The organism is Paenibacillus sp. M2 (assembly GCF_046713495.1).
Taxonomy (GTDB): domain Bacteria; phylum Bacillota; class Bacilli; order Paenibacillales; family Paenibacillaceae; genus Paenibacillus; species Paenibacillus amylolyticus_B.
The window spans coordinates 4,328,948-4,352,750 of the sequence record NZ_CP169648.1 but is presented as its reverse complement, the minus strand read 5'-3'; the positions used below and the strand labels follow the sequence as shown (position 1 = coordinate 4,352,750).

Here is a 23,803-nt window from a genome sequence, read left to right as displayed (position 1 = left end):
AACCTCCTATCCGTAGCGAGAACCGCCAAGAGCCTTCCGGTAAACTTGAGATGTTTAGGCTGGGTGAAAGGAGTGGTTTTTCTCATGAATGATGCAATGACTTCCAGAGTTGTATTAGTAGTTATCAAGATCCTATAGAGAAGATTTCTTCTTCGTATTTAATACCTCGAATGCTTCTGTCAAAAAATCCATGGTATGCTTAGGGATCAACGACTCATAGGGTTTTACGTTTTTATAAAGTTCTTCGTTCTTTTCTTCGTCATGGAGAATCAGGTGATTTAATTGGGTATTTGTAATGATATCCTTCAACTGTTGCTGTATGGAAGGATGATCTGGTTTAAGATCGTGTAGGGTAGCTCGATGGACAAGCAATACCAAATTGAATAATTGTTCATCCAAGTAAGTTTGCTTAGAGATATCCTCTGGGAACACCTTTTCAATAATATCCGTAGAAACATACTTTTGAAGCAGCTTCTTTTGGTCCTCCTCAACACGCATCGAGTTCATAAGTAACATGAGTAATTCTGAGTTTAATTCATTGAATTGATCTTTTTCCTTTAACCATTTTATTCGTTTTATTAATGCCAAAGAACAATCAATAGCTTTTCTCCTATGTTTAAGCGATTGTTCTTGAACTTTAATTATTTCATCAAAAGAATATTGCGGATTATCCAAACCGGCTTTAATCTCGTTTAATGAAAGTCCTAGACTTTGCAACAATTGAATTTCATGCAGCCTTTTAAAATCCTCATTTATATATACATGATGATCATTTTCGTTCTTTTGTGAGGGAACCAATATGCCAAGTTGTTGATAATGTCTTAACGTACGAACTGTTGTGCCCGCCAGCTTTGCAAATTTACTCACTGTTAATTGCATCTAACGTCCCTCTTTTCAAATAATCAGTTCTTGTATTTTCGTGCCAGAATAATTCCAATAGAAATATTATAAATGACATGCACAAGGATTGGGGGAATTAACGACCCGGTAAAATAAAAGAGCAGTGCAAAAATCAAACCATTCACAAACACAACGATAAGGACACCTGTAGCTCCTCTATATTGAGGAACATGTATTATCCAAAATAGAAAAGTGCTTATTAGAATGACGAGCCAATCCAGGAACAAAGAATATCCAATAAATAATCCGATCAGGACCCCTCTAAAAAAGAATTCTTCAAATATACCACCTATCGCCGTTAAAGCTATACCACTTGGTTGAATCATTATTTTTTTAATCATATCTGACCCCTCGGTTTTAGGGAGTTCTGTTCTTGTTTTGATAAATGTAATTAGAACAATCGTAGTGATAAATAAACTAAAAATAAGACCGATGATGATTGCGGATAATACACTAATCTCGTTTGGTATGAATAGGGAAGCTATAAATGGTAACGTTCCTCCCCACTTAAAAAAACCAATAAAAATAAATCCAATAAATAGAAAAGCTGATTGCGTTAGTAATGCGATCAGCAGTATTTTGTAATGTTCCTTTGTATGGGTCTCAGACATAATGAAAACTCCTTTATCACATTTTTTTCATTGTAGATTGTGACGTAACGTCCTCCGCAACAGCTTTTTTTATCAAAGTATTGATCAGTTACTCATAACAAACGTTTGAATTCTTGCTCGGTGATCACAATATGTTTCTTTTGCAACGTGGAGGAGGTTCGTAATTCACATATTTACAGCCTTGCTCCATCTGCAACCATCCACATCAGGGCTGAACGAAAAGTACCGCAGTAGCGCGGTTTTACACACCCTATCGTGACAATGCAGAACCTACATATTTACCGTGTCATCTTCGTTTCACTATACTTCGAATTGTAAGCGTTACCAAAATGGAGTCAGCAAGAATGCAAAGCAGTAACATAACCGTAGGTAATGAAAGACATAGAAAGGAGTGAGAAAGTGAAGGAGAGTCACACAGTAGTATCCGTAAATCCTTCATTGAAGAAGAACTCCCTTGGCAAGAGAATTTGGAAAAACTGGGAGCTTTATCTGTTCATGCTTCCCGCGTTGTTGTATTTCCTTATTTTTCATTATGGTCCGATGTACGGCATTCAGATTGCTTTTAAGAATTTCGTACCTTCAAAAGGAATTACAGGCAGCGAGTGGGTTGGTTTTGACCATTTTGAACGGTTCTTCAATTCTTATTTTTTCTGGGATCTGCTCTGGAACACATTCAGTATCAGCTTCTATGAACTTGCCATCGGATTTCCGTTGCCTATCATATTGGCGCTGGCCTTCAATGAAGTCCGCAACGGCCCTTTCAAGAAATCGGTCCAGACGGTCACCTATGCACCCCATTTCATTTCTGTAGTTGTCATGGCAGGTATGATCATTACCTTTTTATCACCCTCAAGCGGAATGATTGTCCGGTTCATCGAATTCATTGGTCTTGAACCAGCACAGTTTCTGACTGATCCCGCATGGTTTAAGACGGTGTATGTATTTTCCGGCGTCTGGCAGAGCACCGGGTGGGGAACCATTATTTATCTCGCAGCCTTGTCAGGCGTAGATCCCCAGCTCCATGAAGCAGCCATTATGGATGGAGCAAGCCGAATTAAACGGGTGCTGCATATCAATCTGCCGACGATATTACCCACGATTACGATCATGCTGATCTTGAATATGGGTAATATACTGGGTCTTGGTTTCGAGAAGATTCTGCTGCTGCAGAATTCACTCAATATGGAAGCATCCGATGTAATTTCCACCTATGTATACCGCGCCGGTTTGGTGAACGCCCAGTATAGCTTCTCAACAGCTGTCGGATTGTTCAACTCGGTAGTCAACGTTATTTTGCTTGTTACGGTCAACCAGATCGCCAAACGCACCAGCGAGAACAGCCTCTGGTAGAAAGGAGTTGAAGTCTTTGGTTACTGCGATGAAAGAATCTCGGGGGGACAAGCTTTTTCTGATCAGCACTTATATTTATCTGGGTCTGGCAATGCTGGTTGTTCTCTATCCGCTCATCTATATTCTCAGCGCTTCAATCAGTTCGCCGCAGGACGTCAATTCGGGAGCGATGTGGTTGTTCCCGAAAAATGTAACACTGGACGGATACAAGCTTGTGTTTGAGAACCCAAAGATATGGAGTGGTTACTGGAACACCATTATCTACACAGTGGTGGGCACTCTGCTCAATCTCGCCGTCACTCTGCCGGCCTCGTATGCGCTCAGCAGATCTGATTTTGTCGGGCGCCAGTTGTTCATGGGCCTCATTCTGTTCACGATGTTCTTCAGCGGCGGAATCGTGCCGACATATCTGCTGGTCAAGAATCTTGGACTCATGAACAGCATGTGGGCATTGGTCCTGCCGGTGGCCGCTTCGGTCTGGAATATCGTCGTGGCCCGCACTTTTTTTCAGACGACCATTCCGAAAGAACTTCAGGAAGCAGCGCATATTGACGGCTGTACGAATCTAAAGCTGTTCATTCGCATTGTTCTACCGCTGTCGGCACCGATTGTAGCCGTTATGGCCCTGTTCTATGGGGTCAGCCACTGGAACAGCTACTTCCCGTCTCTGATCTATTTAAATGATGAAGCGAAGTATCCGCTGCAGATGGTTCTGCGTCAGATCCTTGTTCTTCAGGAAATGACAGCGGAAACGACGGGCTCTTCCATCAACGGCGAGGTGGCCACCGCCATGAATAATAAGGCAGAAACGGCATCCCTGATTAAATATGGAGTCATTGTTGTCTCCACACTGCCTATCGTGGCAATTTATCCGTTCCTGCAGCGTTATTTTGTCCAAGGGGTCATGATAGGCTCTGTTAAAGGTTAAACAGCTAAAATGTGATGAAATCAAGGGAGGAATTATAAATGCCAACCACACGCAAGTCATGGAAGCTTCTGTTATCTTCGGCTCTAGTTATTACATTACTGGCAGGCTGCAGCAGTTCAAACGAAGGTGAAGCGAACAACAATCTCGGAAAAGTCGCTGTGAACAATGAAGGTTTCCCGATTGTTAACGAACCCGTTACTTTGTCGCTTATGGCGCCAGATGTAGGGATTCAGAACTGGGAGAACATGGCTGTGCTTCAGCAGATGCAAGAGAAGACCGGTATTAAGCTGGAATACAAGAACGCACCGAAGGATAGCTTCGAAACGAAGAAAAATCTGGTGCTCGCCAGTGGAGATTACCCGGATATCCTCTATGCTGCCGGTTTGACAACTGCAGAGCAGATGAATTACGGAGAGCAGGGTATCCTCATTCCACTGGAGGGTCTGATTGAAAAGTATGCTCCGAATTTCAAGGCGCTGTTGGAGGAGAATCCGGATGTCCGCAAATCGATAACTGCACCGGACGGGCATATCTATTCCTTGCCAGTAGTAGAACTTAGCCAGCACTGGTACCGCAATCCGATGTGGTATAACGGGGACTTCCTCAAGGCGCTGAATATCGATAAACTTCCGGAAACGACAGAGGAGCTGTATACCTATCTGAAGCGTGTGAAAGAGGAAGATCCAAACGGCAATGGCATAGCCGATGAAATTCCGATTTCCTCGGTGACAACACCCGCTGCGAACCTCCGCGATATCCGTACATGGCTGCTGGGTGCCTTCGGCATTTATGAAGAAGAAATTTATGTCGACGATGCGGACAAGGTACATTACACACCGCTTGAAGAAGGCTACAAGGAATATTTGACCTATATGAACCGCCTGTGGTCTGAAGACCTGCTGGATCATGAGAGCTTCTCACAAACAGCGGAGCAAAAAAAGGCCAAAGCACAGAACAATCAAATCGCCCTCTTTTCGGACTGGCATGCCTACATGAGCAAAGGTGGAGAGCCTTCGACGGCAGATCCGATGTTTGCACCTGTTCACAGTGAATCAGTTGCTGCTCCAGCGATTGCAAAGAACAGGGGGATTACAAGCGGCGCCTTTGCTATCACGCAGAGTAATCCTGCGCCGGAAGCCTCTATGCGCTGGGTGGATTATCTCTATTCCTATGAAGGTGCCATGTTCTTCAATAAAGGTCCAGAGGGCACTCTCTGGGAGTACACTGACAAAGAGAACCGGGTCAAACGTTACTTGCCGGTACCAGACGGTAAGGAAATGGAAGATTATCGGGCAACGCTGACACCTAACTACGGCATTCCCGCTCCTACCCTGTCCATGGATGATATTAATAAGGGGCTGAAGACAGACTTTGACCTCTGGGTAGAGCAGGAGACCAAGCAGAAGCTTCTTGATAAAGGCGCACGGATTCCGTTTCCGACTCTGTTCCTTACCGTGGAAGAGCAGACCGAAATCAGCAGCCTGAATTCAGATTTGAAGACATATGTGAATCAGATGGAGGCGAAATTCATCACTGGAGCCGAGCCGCTTACGGGTTGGGACAATTATGTGGCGACGGTCAAGAAAATGGGCGGAGAGCGTATGGTTGAAATCAATCAGGCTGCCTATGATCGTTGGAAATCCAACTAATCAGGTCCATGCGAAGAAAGTTGCTGTAAAAATAAAAGGTGAGATATAAGGTTACAACGCATCCCTGAACATTCATGCAGATGCAGGAGGAATAGACATGCAAATCACGAGACATCCGAATAATCCCATTGTTGTCCCGGGCGACTATGAATGGCGTAAGGTTACGGTTTTCAACCCTGCGGTCATCATCGATAACGGTAAATTTTATATGATTGAGCGCACTGCTGGTTCCCTAACTCCATGCAAAAATTATTTGGGTCTGCTAGAGAGTGAAGACGGGGTGAACTTTACCCACGTGAAGGATGAACCCATTGTGACGCCAGACATGCTGGGATTCCCTTATGGTAGTGTGCAGGACCCGCGGATTGTCAAAATTGACGGAACCTTCTATCTGAACTACGCCCTTCGTCCCTGTGCCATGAGTTATTACCCTACCGGGGCAGGCGTCCCCCTTCGCTCTATTCCGGAATATCCGGATGGGTGGGGGGACGAGGCGGGACATTGGCTAACCCGGTCCTCCATTTTGAAATCAGATAATCTGCTGGATTGGGAGTATGTGGCGGACACGACACCTCTTGAGATTAATGACCGGGACAACATTCTGTTCCCTGAGAAAATAGGTGGCAAATTCGTACTGTTGCGCCGCCCTGAGGAATATGTAGGAGAAGCCTACGGTACGGATAAGGCGGCCATGTGGATTACTTACTCCGAGGATCTCGTGAACTGGGAAGAGCCCAAGCTGCTTGCTACCGCCCAGAACCTCTCCTGGGAATCGCGTAAGATTGGGGGCTCTACGCCCCCGATCCGTACGGACAAGGGTTGGCTGGTACTCTATCATGGCGTCGATGAAGACATTGTCTACCGTGTGGGGGCCATGCTGCTGGATTTGGAGCAGCCCGAGAACATCATTGCCCGGACGCATCATTTTATTATGGAGCCAGAGATGTATTATGAGAAATTTGGGTTCCAGATCCCAAATGTCATCTTTCCGACTGGAAATGTGGTCAAAGATGGACTGCTCTATATCTATTATGGGGTAACAGATACGGCGATTGCCCTTGCAACAGTTCCGCTAGACGAGCTGGTAGAGCACATCCTCCAGGAAGAGCAGTAGCAAATAAACCATAAATGAAGCGGTATCTTTGAATATAAAAATGTAGTGCAGAAAGGGCGGAAGCTCCGGTAGCTTAAACAGGTCCTTTAATAGTGGCTGCTCTCAAGGCATGTTCCTTGCGATACTGCCCTGGTGTTAAACCGATTTCTTTTTTGAATTTGCGGATGAAATTTGGCGCATCCATGTAACCGACCTGTTCGATAATTTCTTTGAGCGGTGCGCTAGTATTCTCCAGCAGCCGCATGACTTCATCCACACGCCGCTGCCAGATATATTGTGAGAAATTGCGGCCGGTCTTCTCTTTGAAGCTCCGGCTTAAATAAGAAGTTGAAATGGCAAACTTAAGTGCCACATGCTCTAGGCTGAGTGTGTAGTCTGCAAACTGTTGATCCACGTAAACCAGAATATCATCCATTAATGTAGACTCGCTTGTCTTCGTATTCAGCTCCACCTGCGCGCAAATGTCAGCAGCAAGACAGAGCAAACGACTCTCCAGATCTTCAAGTGTTTCAAAGGCAGTCAGTTCTGACATATTGGCGAACACCTCGTTCATACCAAGCTCGGAGGCGGTGCGTAGAAAAGCGTTCAGCAGATCGAAACAGATGCAGCGCAGTAGATGAACCTGTAATGGCTCATTTTTGATCGTATGAATGGTTTCGGTAATCAGTTGCACGGTTACCGATTCGTTGCCCTGCTTAAGGCTCTGCTCCAGTTTCAGCATGGATTTGCGTGGAATCCAGAAGCTCTCGGAAGTAGAAGGGTTCAGCTCTGCAAGCTGCTCGAAATAAGTTACCTGACCGCTGTGTTGGATGATCCGATGCTCCAGAGCTGTAGCAGCTTCAATGAAGGATTGGTTAAGACGGGCCAAGTCCCCGTATGCCGTGCCGACACCGATACTCAGAGATAGCTGCGAATGCTCGCGGATTACCAATTGAATGGCTTCAATTACCTCTTCCAATTGGTTTTGAATCGGCTTCTCCACATCACCGGGAAGTGAAATTATCAGAGCAAACTGGTCTTTGACCGAGAATTCTACGCCGAAGATCTGAGCACCGGTACCTGGAAGACATACATTGCTAAGTATATCCTGCAACAGAAGACGTTCCTGCCAGCACTTGTCGCCAGGCAACGTATCATCCCAAGACAATATAGCCGAGAAATAGAGGCCTTGTCCTTGAGGATGCCGGAATCCGGCGTTCAGAATCATTTGTTCGATCTCCGGATCATCCGGCTTGCCTTGCTTGAGTAACAGCAGCATGCACTGATTACGGACGAAGGGCTCCTGAAAATCAATTTTCGCACTGTAATTGTGTAGGGTCTGTCGTATCCATTCCCATTCATTGTGGAGCTTGGAAGCATCATCGCCGCTGCCTTTCATCTTGTCCATCAAATCTCTGATTGGATGGTACTGCCGTTTGGCTAGCAGCAGCGCAGCAGCTATACCGGTAATGACAGTAATGCAGAAGACAATCAGGATCAGTGTCTGGACATGGGCGACACGGCTGAAGAACTGGAAGCTTGGCATGGTGGTTACATAGGTCCAGCCATTTTCTTCCGATTGAACAGAAACAACGGAGTATTGTTCTCCGTCCATCTTCAAATTATGGATACCAGGCGCAAGTGTAGCTAAGTTCTCAATTTCGTCCTGTGGAAGGCTGATGCCATGGCTGTTCGCGGTCAACACCTCTCCGGAGGGACTGAATATATAGCTACTTCCCGAAAAATCACTCAAAATCGAATCCATAACCCCGGTTAGATTGGATTCTTTCATTAAATATACAACGGTACCATATGGAAACGGGTCATTAGGTTTAACGGGCACAAGCATGACGAGCATCGGCTCCATTCGGGAATTAACCTTCACGTTCTCAGCGGGACGGACCAGGGGCTGCCTGGTTTCATTCAAATCCTGCCGCAATTCTTCCAGACTCCAATGCTCGAACTGATAGAGGCTAGCAAAGGTGACATCCAGATTAGCCAAACCGCGGTGCGAATAGATGTGGGAATCGTTATGGAAATAGAGAAGCAGATCCTCTGCAATGCTGCTGCTAGCTTTGTAATTGGCCAGCGCCTGAATCGCCTCCAAGCTGTAATAGGGATGTTGTACCATATAAGGGGTCAAGTGTTTGTCATAGGCGATTCTCCCCGCTATTTCCTGAAGTTCATTCATACGGTTATCTATCGTGCTCTTCACCTGGTTAAGTTGATTGAGATTTGCTTGTTCAATCTCAACACGCAATCCCTTGACAGCGTTTTCATATATAAAAATAGTTACACCTGTCAGAGGGATAAGAAATATGAGAATGTAAGAAAAGGCATATTTCAGCAGAAGCCTTGATTTGAAATGATTCCAGCTGAGCTTGAATCTGTCGAGCAAGGATGGCTTGAGTGCCGAATTTGCCATGAAGCAGTCCCTCCAATGTTAAGATATTTGAATTGAAAATCGCTGTTCTCTTCTGGATTACACTTGTGCTAGTATAAATATTATAACATTATAATGTTTAAAATGAAGTAGCTCATCAGGCTTATTTTAACGATTTGGAAATACAGATCTCATGTCATGAATCATTTTTGAAATTTGCCTGTATACCGGGGTTGAAAAAGGAGATGGGATGAGTGGGCACAGAGAATGTGCTGCGCAATTTGCAGCTTGTTGACGGGCGGATCATGGATATCGCCATTCAGGACGGGATCATCACCGCCATGTCACCGCCAGGCCAGGCTGAAGGAGAAATTGAGTTGGATTGCTCAGGATTATATGCATCCAGTGGATGGATTGATCTGCATGTGCATGCCGTCCAGGACCTTAACCCCTATGGCGATGATATCGACGAAATTGGTGTGAAGCAGGGCGTAACAACGCTTGTAGATGCCGGAAGCTGCGGTGCAGATCGAATTGGAGCTTTCTATACCGCAAGATTACAGGCTGCTACACAAGTATTTGCTCTGTTGAATATTTCAAGGATCGGGCTAGAACGGACGGATGAACTGTCGCAGCTGGAATGGATTGACCGGGCCAAGGTCCTGGAGGCGGTAGCGGCTTATCCTGATTTCATTGTTGGTCTGAAGGCCCGCATCAGCGAAAGTGTTGTCAAGGACAGCGGCATACAGCCACTCAAGTTGGCACGCACACTCTCGGAAGAAACGAAGCTTCCACTCATGGTTCACATCGGTTCTGCTCCGCCCGCGATCTCTGATGTGCTGGAGCTACTACAGTCTGGCGATGTAATCACCCATTATCTTAATGGCAAGTCCAACAATCTGTTTCATACGGACGGCACACCGCTGCAAGAACTACTGGATGCAGCTGCTCGGGGAGTTCATCTGGATGTGGGGCATGGCACAGCGAGCTTCTCCTTCCGGATTGCAGAACAGGCCAAGGCTGCAGGCATTGCGTTGAATACAATCAGTACGGACATTTACCGAGGCAACCGTATGAATGGTCCGGTATACAGTATGGCGAATGTGCTGACGAAATTTCTGTACCTGGGCTACAGTCTGGAAGAGGTCATTCGCGCGGTTACAAGAAGTCCAGCGGAGTGGCTCGGTAAGCCGGAGCTCGGGAAGATCAGGGTGGGACAGCCAGCAAACCTGACTTTGTTTTCCCTGGAAGCAGGAGAAAAGCAACTTGAGGACTCGGAAGGAGATGTCCGGGTCACGCAACACTATATTGAGGTTAAAGGAGTCTTTGCTAATGGGTCACTCATTACAGGCTAAATATGGATTGAAGCGTGTTATTAATGCCAGTGGAAGAATGAGCATCCTTGGCGTTTCTGCACCGACGGATTCAGTCATGGATGCGATGAAACAGGGCGGACAGCGGTACGTGGAAATTGCGGAACTTGTGAACAAATCCGGAGAATATATTATACAGTTACTTGGTTCGGAAAGCGCAGTTGTGGTGAACTCTGCATCCAGCGGTATTGCGTTGTCGGTTGCAGCCATTGTGACCGCCGGAGATCCGCGTCTAAGCCTTCGTCTGCACCAGGAGCCGATATTGAAAAATGAAATTATTATGCTCAAGGGACATAATGTGCAATATGGAGCGCCAGTTGAAACCATGATATTCCTTGGTGGCGGCCGGGTAGTGGAAGTCGGATATGCGAATGAAGGCCGCAAGGAGCATATCGATCAGGCGATCGGTGAACACACTGCAGCCATTCTTTATGTTAAATCCCATCATACTGTTCAGAAAAACATGATTTCGGTGGAAGAGGCTTGGGAGGTTGCACAGCGCAGAGGGGTGCCGCTGATTGTGGATGCGGCAGCGGAAGAGGATCTGCGCAAATATATCCAATTTTCGGATCTGGCCATTTACAGCGGATCAAAAGCTATTGAAGGCCCTACTTCCGGCATTGTCGCCGGCAAAAAGAAATATGTGGAGTGGTTACAGGTACAGCTGCACGGGATTGGCCGCAGCATGAAGGTTGGCAAAGAGACCATTTTTGGGTTACTTCAAGCTCTGGAGGAATACCAGGACAAAGCGGACAATAGCGAACGAGAGAAGCAAACGCTGGAGGCTCTTCAGCCACTTGGTGGACTTCCTGGTGTTTCAGTCCGCATCGTGCAGGATGAAGCCGGCAGATCGATTTTCCGAGGACGTGTACAGATTGATTCCTCTGTTGCTGGGGTGGATGCGAAGAAAGTGAATGACCAGCTTCGTGAAGGTGTAATTGCGGTATATACCCGAGACTATGGCGTCAATCAGGGGTATTTCGATATTGATCCAAGGTCGCTGCAAGGGGATGATATGCAGGTCATCGTCAGAAGAATACATGAAATCGTGGGAGGCAAACCAGAATGAGTCATATGCAGCAGTGTCTGTATAAGAATAGGGCGGCAATTAATGTACTGGCAGGAAGTATCGGGAACGCAAGAGATGTATTCGAGGCTGCGGAAGGTTATGTAATTGTGGGTGTGCTCTCCAAAAATTATGCTACGTCGGAGGAAGCCGTAGTTGCCATGACTGAATATGGTCAGGCTATTCAAGAAGCCGTATCCATCGGACTTGGGGCTGGAGACAGCCGTCAGGCTGCAGTTGTGGCCGAGATTGCCGCGAGCTACCCGGGAAGCCATATCAATCAGGTATTCCCGGCAGTGGGGGCAACCCGTGCCAATCTGGGACCTAAAGATAGTTGGATTAACTGCCTGGTATCTCCGTGCGGGCAGCCAGGCTATGTAAATATATCGACTGGCCCTGTTAGTTCAGTAACCACTCCGCAGGCCATTGTTCCGGTTCATGCCGCCATTGCACTGGTTCGTGACATGGGAGGGAACGCGCTCAAATATTATCCGATGCAGGGATTGAAGTTGGAGGAGGAGTACCGTGCGGTTGCCAAGGCTTGTGGGGAAGCGAATTTTGCTCTGGAGCCCACTGGCGGAATTGATCTGGATAACTTTGGACCCATTCTAGAGATTGCACTACAGGCAGGTGTACCTCAGGTTATACCACATGTCTATTCTTCAATTATTGATTCACAGACCGGGAGTACGAACGTACAGGATGTCCGCAGACTGCTGGAAACAATGAAATCGTTGGTGGATCGGTATGCCTAGGGTTGCTGCTTTTGGCGAAGTGATGATGCGGCTGCAGGTTCCGGGCTACGAAACGCTGGTCCAGAGCAGCAGGCTGGAGTATTCTTTTTCCGGCAGCGGGGTGAATGTAACGGCAGCATTAGCCAGATACGGCCATAATGGCGCTCTTATTACGACCTTGCCGGAAACTCCGGTGGGCGAAGCGGCTATCGCTTATCTGCGCAAGCTTGGGGTGGATACCTCTCTTATTAGACACGGCGGTAGACACCTTGGGATGTATTTTCTGGAGAATGGCTTTGGAGCACGTCCAGGCAGAGTCACTTACACAGACCGGCTGGGCAGCAGTTTCAATACGGCGGATGCGGCCAATTATGATATGAAAGATCTTGCCTCCCGGATCGACGTTCTTCATTTGTGTGGCATTACGCTGGCTATGAATGATGGCGTGCGCAAGCAGATGAAACGGCTTGCTGAGGAAATGAAGAGTGCTGGGGGCAAGGTTGTATTTGATTGTAATTACCGTCCTGCGTTATGGGGGACGGATGGCTATGTCAAGGCCCGCCCGCATTATGAGGAACTGCTGGGGCTGGCAGATCTGGTGCTAATGAATGAGAAGGATGCGATGGGTATTCTTGGCATCGGAACCGGAGAATATGATAGAATAACACAGATGAAGCAAGCGATTCCTGAAGTTGCACAGCGCTTCGGAATCGGAACGGTAGCAGGAACCCACCGTGAGATTAACGCGGACCATACGCATTCCTTGACAGGATATATCTATCATCAAGGTACGTTCGTATTTTCCCGCAAGCTAACATTCCCGGTGTACGACCGGATTGGTGCCGGCGATGTGTTTGCCAGCGCCATCATCCATGGGGAATTGCAGCAATATCCACAGGAACATACGGTTAATATAGCAGTGGCGGCAGCGATGCTGGCCCATACCACACAAGGTGATACAGCGCTTTTTACCGAGAATGAGGTGCTCCGGGCGCTGTCGGACCATACCTCAGATGTTGAAAGGTAGTGAACAGTGAGTGTCCCTAAAGCGCAAGCAAGGTCCTTTATATCAGCAAATCCAAAAAATTCTCAAAGATCGGATTCTACATGGCGTATATCCTCTCGGAAGCATCATTCCCTCCGAACCACAGCTGGAAAAGGAATTCGGGGTCAGTAAAATGACAGTCCGCGGTGCGGTCCAAGAGCTGTCCCAGGAAGGCTACGTGCAGAAGAAAAGCGGTGTTGGAACGATAGTGATGCGCAATACCTCTCATCAGAAGCTCTCAAAGGGCAAACGGTTTACGGAACTGCTCGTAGAAGAGGGCCATAAGCTTGAAAAGAAAGTTCTGAATTCCCGGTTACTGACCAATGATGCCGGAACGGAGCAATATGGTCTCTACGGGCCGTACTGCCAGCGGATTGAAAGGCTCTATATTCTTAACGGACAACCTTATATTCATCTGATACACTTCTTGGCAGCAGCTGCATTGCCCGGCGGAGGCAAGGAAGCAATGAATGCAGACATCCAATCGCTGTATGATTCACTGGAGGAGAACGACATTTTGCTGGAGAGCTTCAAAGACCGTTTCTTTGTAGAGCCGGCAGCTCCTGAGGTATGCCAACTACTGAAAATCCCCCCGGGAACGCATCTGCTCAAGCGCCTTCGTAACTCCTTCGACGAAGAAGGCAGATTAATTGAGCACAGTATCGGCTGTTATAACACGGAACTTCATCATTATCTGGTTAGTTATGACACTTGAGGCTGGCGGACATATCGTGAAAGAAATTGTATTCATACAAAAAAGGGTCCTGCAATATTCATAACAGGACCCTTTATGCGTAAACTAGAAGTCCCTCAAACGATCAAATACCTCATATAATTCCTCGTGATTAAATTCTACCGAATTATCTTGACGCAGTTCCAAATTCTGCTGTAACTGCTCTAGCAACGTTGTTAGAACAACATAAATCTCTTCCCGCTCAATAGTTTCAATAAAGCCGGCCTTGGCATCCATCTTGTTGAAGGTCTGTGTGTAGTTCTCAACCATGGAGACGAGCTGTTTGTGTAGAGACTCCTGATCGATGGAGACTTGACTTAATTGACGGATTTCCTTTAAGCACTGCTTGTACAATTGAGCTGCTTTTTTTGCGTGAGCTGCCTTGATGTGGTCACGCCCATCCCAATCCCGAAACGGATTGTTCAGGTTCTCCGCAAGCCACTCCGGTTTGCGAGCTTTGGTTATCTCCATATCAAGTCCGGCAGCAGCGGATTTTTTATATCTTGTTTTGATCCGTTTGGCTGCATCGGCAGGCAGGCTGGTTAGCCACAGCATAGCCAATTTTGGAAGTTGCTCTGGATCAGGGAATTGTTCACCATTGAAGCCGAACAGGTCATATGTAGTAAATGTTTGCAAATTCGCCAAGTGCTGAATCGATTCTATACGGGATACCTTGCCGGGTTTACCCCACAATCGCAACTCTGAAAGTTCAGGATAATACTGCACAAGTGGCTCCAGATTGAGTTCCGTGATCTCTCTGATATACAGACCTTCAAGTCGTGAGATACCCGTAACCTGTGGCAGGCCTGATGGAACATTGAGAGTGATGCATTTACCGTCTTCATGCGCCACAATATGCAGATCAGGAGACACCTCTCCTGTGAAATTCAGACTCTTCATCTTTGAGTTCAAAATTAACTCCTTCAACCCGCTGACATCCACAATAAGGTTGGTCAGGTGACTCCTGCTGATATCCAGTTTTGTTTGAACATGATTAGAGAGATGAAGTTCATTAATGAACGGGTTTTCCTCTATAAATGGAAAGATTGATTCTGAGTACCCGTCCATTTCAATATGTGTCAGACAAGGTAGTTTTGTGAGTTCGACTACATCTTCAGAAGATTTAGGGCTGAAATCGCGAAGTGTACTCGTACTGCTCCGCATTACACGATCGCCAACCATGATTTGTGTGTCATCATCCGCGGCTTGTTTGAACTGTGCTCTTCGGTGCGCATCTATACGTTCCCATTCGCGCTGGAGATAGAGACTTTCTCCGATTGGCCAGCCTCCACCATACGTATTCGTTTCCTCGGTGTAGAGAGGAGGGATGTTGCCTGCAAGCACATACTGTGAAGGAACATTAGCACTCACGAAACTATGGGCAAGTCGATCATTCCAGAAATAGAAATTACAGATCAGTGGTTTCATCTGATGAAGCTGCATTTCATTAGGCAGTTGATCACCTGTCCAATCCAACTGAAGAACAGAGGCAAGCGTGTCGGAAGGTTTACCTTCCATTTCTTTCAGCCCGATTACCTGGCAGGCGGTATATTGTTGTAATTTTTCGGCGTACACGCAGTACACATCTCCAACATTGGGGATCATGTTATGCTCCTTTCGTTCTGCACCATTCGATGCTAAGCTACTTGTAAACCAAGGATTCTACAGAACTAATAATAGATGAATTATATCAAAGTCATTCAGAGACTACCATTTTGGGATAGAGTCGAATAGGCTTGAATACTTTTATAAAAAGGAATGATGTCAATGGATACAGGTATGAGCCGTAACAAAAAACTGGGTGAGTTTTTGAAATCACGGAGAAGCCGCATTCAACCGGAACAAGTTGGATTGTCAGAATCTTATGGACAGCGAAGAACACCGGGATTAAGGCGGGAAGAAGTAGCGGTATTGGCTGGTGTCAGCGCAACGTACTACACATGGCTTGAACAAGGAAGGGAGTTGGCAGCTTCACGAGAAGTAATGCAAAGTATAGCGAACGCCCTCCGGTTAACGCCGGAAGAGAAGAGTCATCTGTTTGACTTATGGGACCCGAATACGGAACATGAATTCCTTGCTTCGTATTCACAGCTGGAGCCAGGTTGGCAGAGTATTATTGGCCAGTTGACGCATCCTTCTTTTATTACCAATGAACGTTCTGAGATACTTGCCTGGAATGAAGCAGTTGATACGAACCTCTTTAACTTCTCGTCGATGAATATGAATGAGCGTCTAATGATGCGGATTTTATTTTTAGATGAAACGCTTAGGGAGCGTATGCACAATTGGGATGAATTCGCGCGGCACTCGGTAGCTGTTTTCCGTACGTATTATGATAAGTATCCGAGTGACCCCGAATTCACCAGAATCGTGAAACAATTGAGTGAAGAAAGTGTGGACTTCCGAACGATCTGGAACCTGCACCAAGTCGAATTAAAACAAGTCAATCGTGTGCTGCTTGAACCGACGGATCGGGCAGATGGAGTTGTACATGCGTACGATATCTATTCCATGAATAATCTGAACAGCCAATCAGGCATTCATTGCTGTATTTATGTTCCTGTTGTCATGTAGTAGGTTAATTAGACTAGACTAGTAATTTCTTTACTAGCATACACGGAGTGTGGTTGGGTTCTCGGGATTGAAATAGAATGAACTTAAGCTCAAACGTAGCTATTTATCGTTTCTATTTTAATATGAAAAGAGGGAGCATCATGCTCAAGACAAGAACGTTAGGCAATGACAAATTACGTATATCTGGGCTCGGCCTGGGTGTGATGATGATGCCGGATAATGACGAATCGGTACATACCATTCAGGGTGCATTGGATGCAGGAGTCACTATGTTTGATACGGCGGATCTGTACGGAGAGTATGAAAAACAGCGATTTGGAGGGAATGAAAAACTGCTTGGGCGTGCGCTTCAGGCCCGAAGATCTGACGTTGTTGTTGCCACCAAATTCGGTATTACGCACACACAGGGTCCCAAGGGAGATCCAGCCTACATCAAAAAATCAGTAGATGCGAGTCTCTACAACCTGGGAATGGATTATATCGATCTGTATTATCAACATCGTCCTGATCCGAATACCCCCATTGAAGAGACGGTAGGTACGCTTGCCGATCTGGTTCAACAGGGGAAGATTCGATATATTGGTTTGTCCGAAGCGCCGGTAGAGATCATTCGTCGTGCACATGCTGTTCATCCGATTACAGCGTTGCAGACGGAATATTCCTTGTGGAGTCGAGAACTTGAGGATGAGATTATGCCTGTCCTGCATGAATTGAACATTGGCTTGGTTCCATACAGCCCATTGGGACGTGGCTTCCTGACTGGTCAGATCCGATCTATAGATGATTTGCCGGAAGACGATTATCGTCGTCACTATCCGCGTTTTCAAGGTGAGAATTTTCAGAAAAATCTGGAGGTTGTTGGATTGATCCAAGAGATGGCTAAGGAAAAAGGATGCACGGTTTCTCAACTTGCTCTGGCCTGGTTACTTGGAAAGGGAGAACATATCGTTCCGATTCCGGGGACCCGTAATTTGGATAGAGTTTACGAGAACTTAGGCGCGTTAGAAGTTTCGCTTACGGATGATGAAATGAAGCAGATTGATCGCATATCACCCCAAGGCATTGCAGCTGGAGGCAGATTCCCTGGCCAAGTCTAGCTCCTTAAGACAAGATACAAGAAACCAGCAGTTTCGGATGAAAAAGAATGTATAACAGGTCATCGGTATTATCTTTCTACTCTCCGGCATACAGTACAACAATGAGATGTATGCTCAAGGAGGAGAAATGATCGTATGATGAATCCGATTTTGCAAGCTCCAAATGTTCCGCTAGCTGCCGATTCCAATGCGGTGGTCAATTATCAGAGGGATTCACGCAACTATGTAACCCAGTTGTTTGGAGAACAGCTGCCGACCATTGCGAATGGTTTCTTCAACGTGTACTTAAGCAAAGGAATCATTGTGCAGCCGCACTGGCACACCAATGTCACGGAGATGATCGTGGTTATCCGCGGTGAAGTTACAGCGTCAGTCTTCAATCCGTTTACGCGTGAACGATTGACATATCGTCTGAAACCAGGTCAGGTTGTGGTATTTCCGAAAGGCTGGTTTCACTGGTTTGTTGCTGAGACAGATGATGTATATGTATTAACTATCTTTGATCAACCAACTCCTGATATTGTGTTTGGAGCGGATTTCTTGGCAGCTACACCGCCGGAAGTGGCTCACCGCGCCTACTGTTTGGATGAAGAGGCGTATGCCAAAGCCGTTGCGTCCATTAAAAATGATGCCATTCTGGGCCCTCCAATAGGATGTGATACGCAGGTTTCTGATCAATCGACTTCGCCTTCCAAGACGTCCGTGTCACCATCCGATAAGCTGAAATCATAATTCAAAATTCCTTATTCATTATATAAGTACAGAGCCTGTAACTGGAGAATAACAGTTGCAGGTTTTTTGACGTGTCGATGTGATTATTGTATGAAGTTCATAGAGGGGTTGGCATTATATTAGAAAAAAATTCATAATGCCTGAGTCAGTGTGTTACGTTCTCTGTTAGTATAGTATGAACATCCAACAAAAACGGAGGACTCATGAATGAACATGTCAGAAATGAAAACACTTGAAACTGCAATGAGTTATGCACCTATCTTGATGTTTGATAGAAACGAACCCTTTTATCCGGATTTTGTTGGCATTTCTGTGTTACATCAATCTGGGCCTTCACCATCGTTCAGAAGGGACATTAAGTTTCCGACCGAGGTAGTACAATATGTAATTGAATATGCAATTTGGTGGGATTATGAGATTGGACATCTGTACGAAATGGAGCATGTATGGATATATGTGGGTCATAACGGAGAGGTAGTAGACTGTGAAGCGAGCTTTCATGGGAAGGTTCTGCGTGGATTGTTGAAGGAACGGGTCAATGTGGTTGGACATCATGTATGTCTGTACTCGCAGCCTGGCAAACATGCTTTCTCACCACTTCCGGTTGTATTTGAGTTATTGCCAAACCTGTATAGTGCAGCAGGTGCCGAAGCTGGATGTGATGGGCTACTTGTGAATGAGTTATTCCAAGGTTATTTTGAAACGAATGAACAGATTGATGCTCAGGTGGAACGTTATCTAAAGACCAAAGCGTTCGTACCTACCATGGAGTTCGAAGAATATCTATTAAAGCCGGAGATGTTCATGACATGGGATAACCTGTTTGATATTATTCCGCACAGGATTAAGGAACGCTTAATGGAATTGGATCAGTTATATAACACATAAAATTAGTTTTAAATGGGTTTTATGTTATTTGAAGAGTGTGTTTTTCGCTTCAAAACCAAACTTTGTTGATTCAGGTTTGGTTTTTTTTAATGGGAAATTGGACTCAGTATAAGTGTGCATTTATTAGACTAAAGTCATGAAATGGGTGTGAAAACATCAAAAAAAAAATTTTTTTTGATGGAATATGATATGTGTTAGACGTATGAACTATACAGTTTCTTATGTAAATATAAGAATACCATATTACATGAAGGTTTGTATGGAGATGTATGTGTATGTCAATGAAAATTGTTCATTATACGTATATGTGTAAGTTGTAATAACGATTTGATAGGAAATAAGTATAAAAAAAATTAAAAAGTAGATTCTTTATATCCAAAATAAAAATTCACAATAGTGCAAATTTGTATAAATAAAAATCTTCTATTCAGTTTTAATATATTTATGTCGAAATAGATCGTAAGTTGTCTGGAGCGCGACCAAGAGAAGGGTTTACATAGCGTTATATACATAACTGGACACTAAGATGCCTAGGAGGAGATTACATGAAGTGGTTTGGAAACTTGAAAACAGCAACAAAGATTATCTCAGCATTTTTAATTGTGTCGATAATCCTTGCGGCGCTTGGGGTCTACTCCGTAGTAACATTGAGAAGTACGAATGAACGAATGCAAGAAATGTATAACAACAATTTGATTTCGGTCAGAGAACTATCCTCGGCCCAGGTTGATTATCAGAGGATGCGGGTAAACGTGCGTGATTTGAACTACGAAACTGTGGCAGCTGAACAGACCCGAATTACTGAAAATATCGCTACAATTCGTCAATCCATGGAGGAGCGACTTGCTACGTACCGTCCTCTTGCTACTACTCCGGAAGAAATGGAACTGCTTCGTAAATTAGATACCCAGTACGACAGTTATATGAAACTGTATGATCAGGGCGTGACTATGGCGATATCAGAGGATGATGCCGCTTTTATCGCTTTTCTGAAAGCGACATTGAAACCTCCTGGCGATGAGGTGGTACAAACACTCGCAGACCTGGTGAACCTCAATGTAACCCTCGCAGAACAAGCTAACATCAAGTCTGAAGAAGCTTACAACACAGCATTTGCGGTAACGATTGTTATGGTGGTCGCATCTGTACTCTTTAGTATCCTCATTGGATATATCATCTCTCGCTCGATTTCGAAACCACTCATGTCCATGTTGGGTCTGGCAACGGAAGTGGCTAATGGTAATCTTACCCTCAAATCAGACATCTCCAGCAAAGATGAAGTGGGTCAACTGGCCGTAGCACTGAATCGTATGGTCGACAACCTGAAAGAGTTAATCAACAATATCGTGATGAACTCCCAAAGTGTTGCTGCTTCTTCGGAACAGATCTCGGCCAGTACACAGGAAATCGCAAGTACCAGCACAAGCCAATCCAGCGAAGCAGGAAACATCTCCGAATTGTTCAAGGAGCTTTCACTTGCCATTAACTCCGTCGCTGCAAGTGCCGAAGAAGCGGCTGAATTGTCCAATGACACTGTGAAGACTGCACGTGAAGGTGGACTTGTAGTACAGACTTCATTGGAAGGTATGCAAGCTGTTAATACGAAAATGACCAAACTTGAAGATGATTCTCGTAAAATCGGTGACATCATTGAGGTGATTGACGATATCGCTGAGCAGACCAATCTGCTTGCGCTGAATGCAGCAATTGAAGCGGCACGAGCGGGAGAACAAGGGCGAGGATTTGCCGTAGTGGCAGATGAGGTCCGCAAGCTTGCAGAACGAAGCAGCGAGGCGACCAAAGAAATTACAGCCATCATCAAAGCGATGCAGGAAAATACGAGACAAAGTGTGCAAGCCGTAGCAGCCAGTGTTGAGCAGTCTTCCATGACTGGACAGGCGTTTGATCAGATTATTGATATGGTCAATAACTCTTCACAGAAAGTAAACGAAATTGCTGCTGCATGTGAAGAAGAAGCAGCCCAAGCCGCAGAGGTGATGAGCTCTGTTGAATCCATCTCGGCTTCCAGTGAGGAATCCGCAGCAGCGTCTGAAGAGACGGCAGCAACATGCCAGTCTCTGGCACATCTGGCGGAAGAACTGGCGAATTCGGCAGCTGCCTTCAAAACAAATTAATAAAATTGAATTGAGGGTGAATCGATGTCTTCACTTCAGAAGGAACAATATATTGAGCTGTCGGTAGGTGCAGAGACTTGCGCCATTCGAATCGAAGAAATTCACGAAATTATTAAAATGCTCAGCATTACAGATATCCCATTCAGCCGTCCAGAGATCAAAGGGGTAGTTAATCTGCGTGGCAAGGTTGTATGTGTGATGAGCCTGCGCAACCTGCTGGGTATACCGGATGAACCGGATACCAGAGCAACTCGAATTATCGTAGTTCGGTATCAAGATGAATATATTGGCTTGATCGTGGATCGCGTGAACAAGGTAACCACATATTCGGAAATACATCCGCCAACCGGCGGATATGGTCGTAACCGTGAAGGTTTATTCCATGGTGTGGGTCAACAGGAAGACAAGCTTGTGGGCATTTTGAAACTGGACGAAATATTGGGCGGTTAGGGGGGTATATACGAATGATGGATTTGTCTGCCTACCGTGACATCTTTATCGAAGAACTGAATGACCAACTGGAACGTATGGATCAGTCTTTATTGGCATTGGAGCTTTCGCCTTCTGTAGAACTGGTTCAAACGCTGTTTCGGGCAGCTCATACCATCAAGGGATCGGCATCCACAATGGATTTCCGAGAATTAAGCGATCTCACGCATGAAGTGGAGTATGCTCTTGAATGGGTCCGGGAGAAAAAACCGGAGATGACTTCGGAGTTAATTGATACATTGTTTCGCTCTTTGGACGCCATGAAGGTACTTCGTGATCAGTACATACGTGGGGAAGCCTATGGAGATTTTCGAGCAGTAGTACGAGAAATAAAGGATTTAATTCAGACCCAGGCAGTAGTCGGGCAACTTAAAGTACCTCAATTGCAATCAGCAGAATCGATTGTGGCACAGGTGGCTATAGTGTCAGGTAAGCAGTTATTGTCCATTCATATCGTGCTGGAGCAGAAATGCATGATGAAAGCGGCCAGATATCATATTCTGCGCCAACGTATTGAGGACATCTGTGGTACGGTTGTCGCTACTTCGCTCATGGAGAGTCAACCGGGCGCGCAGAATGAAGATGATCATTATGGTCAGTTCATAATCATCGTAGCAACGTCGAAGGATCCCCAGCAGCTTAAGGCAGAACTGTCTTCAGACTCGGATATTCATATGCTGGAGATTGATCCATATCTGCTGGAATCCAATGAGATTGCAGCGACTTCTGCACCAGTTGAATTAATTTCTGTACCAGAGCAGACAAAACCAAGTTTGCCTACCGTGACTACATCAGGCTCGGGCTCGGATGAGAAAGTGAAAGCTGCTCAACCTACAGTTCGTGTGAGTGTTGAACGTCTGGACCATTTGATGAATTTGGTCGGTGAACTGTTAATTGATCAGACATCCCTAGCAGATCTGAGTGGATCGGGCGCGCGTAAGGAGTCTTCCTCACTCATCCAGAGTATTGGTGGAGTATCTGATCATATGGGCAGGGTTATCAAGGAACTGCAAGAAGGTGTAATGAAGACACGGATGTTACCCATTGATCAACTATTCAGTCGCTTCCCGAGATTGGTTCGTGATCTTTCGCAGAAGCTGGGTAAAGATCTGGAACTGGTTATTCAAGGTGGAAAGACTGAACTTGACCGGATGATTATTGAAGAATTGAGTGACCCGATAATTCATCTCATCCGCAACAGTGCTGATCATGGCATTGAAAGCGCAGTGGTTCGTGGAGAGTTAGGCAAGCCGTCCAAGGGACGTATTACCTTAACTTCGTTCCATGAAGAGAATCATGTCGTTATTCGGTATTCGGATGATGGCAAAGGTATCGATGGGGAGAAGATCAAGACTTCCGCCTTGGGCAAAGGCATCATTAGTGAGGAACAGGCTGCACGTCTATCAACACAGGAGGCTGTACATCTCATATTTGAGCCCGGCTTCTCCACAGCTTCTTCTGTAAGTGAAGTATCAGGTCGCGGTGTTGGAATGGACATTGTGCGCAGCCAGATCGGGCGCCTCAACGGTATCATTGATATTGATACGGAGGTTGGTGTTGGCACCACGTTTACGATTCGTCTACCACTCACATTGGCGATTATTAAAGGTTTGTTAGTTAAAGTATCAGGTCGTGTGCTAATCTTGCCGATGTATAATGTTGCTGAGATTGTTCGAATTTCACCTGAAGATATTCAGATGATTCAGGGGCAACAAGCGATTCTGAATCATGGACGAATTGTACCTTTTCACCGACTGTGCGACAGGCTTAACTATCCACGAACAGACCGCAAATCTAAGACCATTCCACTGGTGATTGTGCGTTCCGTTGATAAAATTGCAGCATACGCTGTAGATGAGATTATAGGCAATCAGGAAGTCGTTATTAAGACGCTTGGTACGTATCTGGGAGCGATGAACCATCTATCTGGAGCAACAATCCTCGGTAATGGTAAGGTTGCCCTTATATTGGACGCGTCCTATCTGGTGAGTCTTTAATCGTTAGATAAACACATACATTATGC

20 protein-coding genes are annotated in these 23,803 nt (G+C 45.7%); 16 read left to right on the top strand and 4 right to left on the bottom strand.

Annotated elements, in window-relative coordinates:
• Positions 1-132: 132 nt before the first annotated feature.
• Together ACETMN_RS19580 and ACETMN_RS19575 are read right to left on the bottom strand one after the other, a co-directional pair.
• The gene (locus tag ACETMN_RS19580) at positions 133-879 is read right to left on the bottom strand and encodes a MerR family transcriptional regulator (RefSeq protein WP_091017816.1); all 747 of its coding nucleotides are present in this window, start codon (positions 877-879) and stop codon (positions 133-135) included.
• A gap of 23 nt (positions 880-902) precedes the next feature.
• On the bottom strand, positions 903-1,511 hold the full coding sequence (locus ACETMN_RS19575) for a CPBP family intramembrane glutamic endopeptidase (protein ID WP_091017814.1): 609 nt from the start codon (positions 1,509-1,511) through the stop codon (positions 903-905).
• 372 nt (positions 1,512-1,883) lie between these two features.
• Here ACETMN_RS19575 and ACETMN_RS19570 point away from each other — a divergent pair, with 372 nt between their 5' ends.
• The 4 genes from ACETMN_RS19570 to ACETMN_RS19555 all read left to right on the top strand — a co-directional run bounded on the left by ACETMN_RS19570 (position 1,884) and on the right by ACETMN_RS19555 (position 6,552).
• Positions 1,884-2,861 (top strand): ABC transporter permease, encoded by a 978-nt coding sequence (locus tag ACETMN_RS19570; RefSeq protein WP_091017812.1) that lies wholly within the window; start codon positions 1,884-1,886, stop codon positions 2,859-2,861.
• Positions 2,862-2,877: 16 nt separating this feature from the next.
• The gene (locus ACETMN_RS19565) at positions 2,878-3,789 is read left to right on the top strand and encodes a carbohydrate ABC transporter permease (protein ID WP_091017811.1); all 912 of its coding nucleotides are present in this window, start codon (positions 2,878-2,880) and stop codon (positions 3,787-3,789) included.
• Between the two features lie 38 nt (positions 3,790-3,827).
• Positions 3,828-5,438 (top strand): extracellular solute-binding protein, encoded by a 1,611-nt coding sequence (locus ACETMN_RS19560; protein WP_091017809.1) that lies wholly within the window; start codon positions 3,828-3,830, stop codon positions 5,436-5,438.
• Between the two features lie 97 nt (positions 5,439-5,535).
• Positions 5,536-6,552 carry a glycosidase gene (locus tag ACETMN_RS19555; protein WP_091017807.1) on the top strand — a complete coding sequence of 339 codons (1,017 nt, stop codon included), beginning with the start codon at positions 5,536-5,538 and terminating at the stop codon, positions 6,550-6,552.
• 73 nt (positions 6,553-6,625) lie between these two features.
• Here the strand turns inward: ACETMN_RS19555 and ACETMN_RS19550 are convergent, their stop codons facing one another.
• Positions 6,626-8,956, bottom strand: a complete 2,331-nt coding sequence (locus ACETMN_RS19550; RefSeq protein ID WP_411734974.1) for a helix-turn-helix domain-containing protein — start codon at positions 8,954-8,956, stop codon at positions 6,626-6,628.
• A 263-nt stretch (positions 8,957-9,219) separates the two neighbouring features.
• Between ACETMN_RS19550 and ACETMN_RS19545 the strand changes: the two genes are divergently transcribed.
• From ACETMN_RS19545 to ACETMN_RS19525, 5 genes are read left to right on the top strand one after another with little or no spacing between them, the layout of a single operon-like run.
• Positions 9,220-10,269, top strand: a complete 1,050-nt coding sequence (locus ACETMN_RS19545) for an amidohydrolase/deacetylase family metallohydrolase (protein ID WP_411736427.1) — start codon at positions 9,220-9,222, stop codon at positions 10,267-10,269.
• A complete protein-coding gene (locus ACETMN_RS19540) occupies positions 10,247-11,356 on the top strand; it encodes a DgaE family pyridoxal phosphate-dependent ammonia lyase (RefSeq protein ID WP_411734973.1) in 1,110 nt (369 codons plus the stop codon). Before ACETMN_RS19545 ends, ACETMN_RS19540 begins: the two co-directional genes overlap by 23 nt.
• Positions 11,353-12,108, top strand: a complete 756-nt coding sequence (gene dagF, locus ACETMN_RS19535; RefSeq protein ID WP_411734972.1) for a 2-dehydro-3-deoxy-phosphogluconate aldolase — start codon at positions 11,353-11,355, stop codon at positions 12,106-12,108. The genes ACETMN_RS19540 and dagF overlap by 4 nt, the downstream gene beginning before the upstream one ends.
• The gene (locus ACETMN_RS19530; protein ID WP_411734971.1) at positions 12,101-13,114 is read left to right on the top strand and encodes a sugar kinase; all 1,014 of its coding nucleotides are present in this window, start codon (positions 12,101-12,103) and stop codon (positions 13,112-13,114) included. The genes dagF and ACETMN_RS19530 overlap by 8 nt, the downstream gene beginning before the upstream one ends.
• 10 nt (positions 13,115-13,124) lie before the next feature.
• A complete protein-coding gene (locus ACETMN_RS19525) occupies positions 13,125-13,847 on the top strand; it encodes a GntR family transcriptional regulator (RefSeq protein ID WP_105599293.1) in 723 nt (240 codons plus the stop codon).
• 84 nt (positions 13,848-13,931) lie between these two features.
• On the opposite strand, the gene ACETMN_RS19520 is transcribed toward ACETMN_RS19525, so the two are convergent.
• Positions 13,932-15,470, bottom strand: a complete 1,539-nt coding sequence (locus tag ACETMN_RS19520) for a hypothetical protein (protein ID WP_411734970.1) — start codon at positions 15,468-15,470, stop codon at positions 13,932-13,934.
• 153 nt (positions 15,471-15,623) lie between these two features.
• Here ACETMN_RS19520 and ACETMN_RS19515 point away from each other — a divergent pair, with 153 nt between their 5' ends.
• The 7 genes from ACETMN_RS19515 (at position 15,624) to ACETMN_RS19485 (ending at position 23,777) form a co-directional block, all read left to right on the top strand.
• Positions 15,624-16,439: a helix-turn-helix transcriptional regulator gene (locus ACETMN_RS19515; protein ID WP_411734969.1), complete on the top strand. Its 816-nt coding sequence runs from the start codon at positions 15,624-15,626 to the stop codon at positions 16,437-16,439.
• Between the two features lie 140 nt (positions 16,440-16,579).
• The gene (locus tag ACETMN_RS19510; protein WP_411734968.1) at positions 16,580-17,536 is read left to right on the top strand and encodes an aldo/keto reductase; all 957 of its coding nucleotides are present in this window, start codon (positions 16,580-16,582) and stop codon (positions 17,534-17,536) included.
• A 135-nt stretch (positions 17,537-17,671) separates the two neighbouring features.
• The gene (locus tag ACETMN_RS19505; RefSeq protein ID WP_091017791.1) at positions 17,672-18,268 is read left to right on the top strand and encodes a cupin domain-containing protein; all 597 of its coding nucleotides are present in this window, start codon (positions 17,672-17,674) and stop codon (positions 18,266-18,268) included.
• Positions 18,269-18,475: 207 nt separating this feature from the next.
• On the top strand, positions 18,476-19,156 hold the full coding sequence (locus ACETMN_RS19500) for a hypothetical protein (protein ID WP_105599288.1): 681 nt from the start codon (positions 18,476-18,478) through the stop codon (positions 19,154-19,156).
• Between the two features lie 545 nt (positions 19,157-19,701).
• Positions 19,702-21,291, top strand: coding sequence for a methyl-accepting chemotaxis protein (locus ACETMN_RS19495; protein ID WP_210108522.1), 1,590 nt, complete (start codon positions 19,702-19,704; stop codon positions 21,289-21,291).
• Positions 21,292-21,315: 24 nt separating this feature from the next.
• Entirely contained in the window at positions 21,316-21,741 is a 426-nt protein-coding gene (locus tag ACETMN_RS19490; RefSeq protein WP_105599286.1) for a chemotaxis protein CheW, read from the top strand.
• Between the two features lie 14 nt (positions 21,742-21,755).
• Positions 21,756-23,777 carry a chemotaxis protein CheW gene (locus ACETMN_RS19485; protein WP_411734967.1) on the top strand — a complete coding sequence of 674 codons (2,022 nt, stop codon included), beginning with the start codon at positions 21,756-21,758 and terminating at the stop codon, positions 23,775-23,777.
• Positions 23,778-23,803 lie beyond the last annotated feature (26 nt).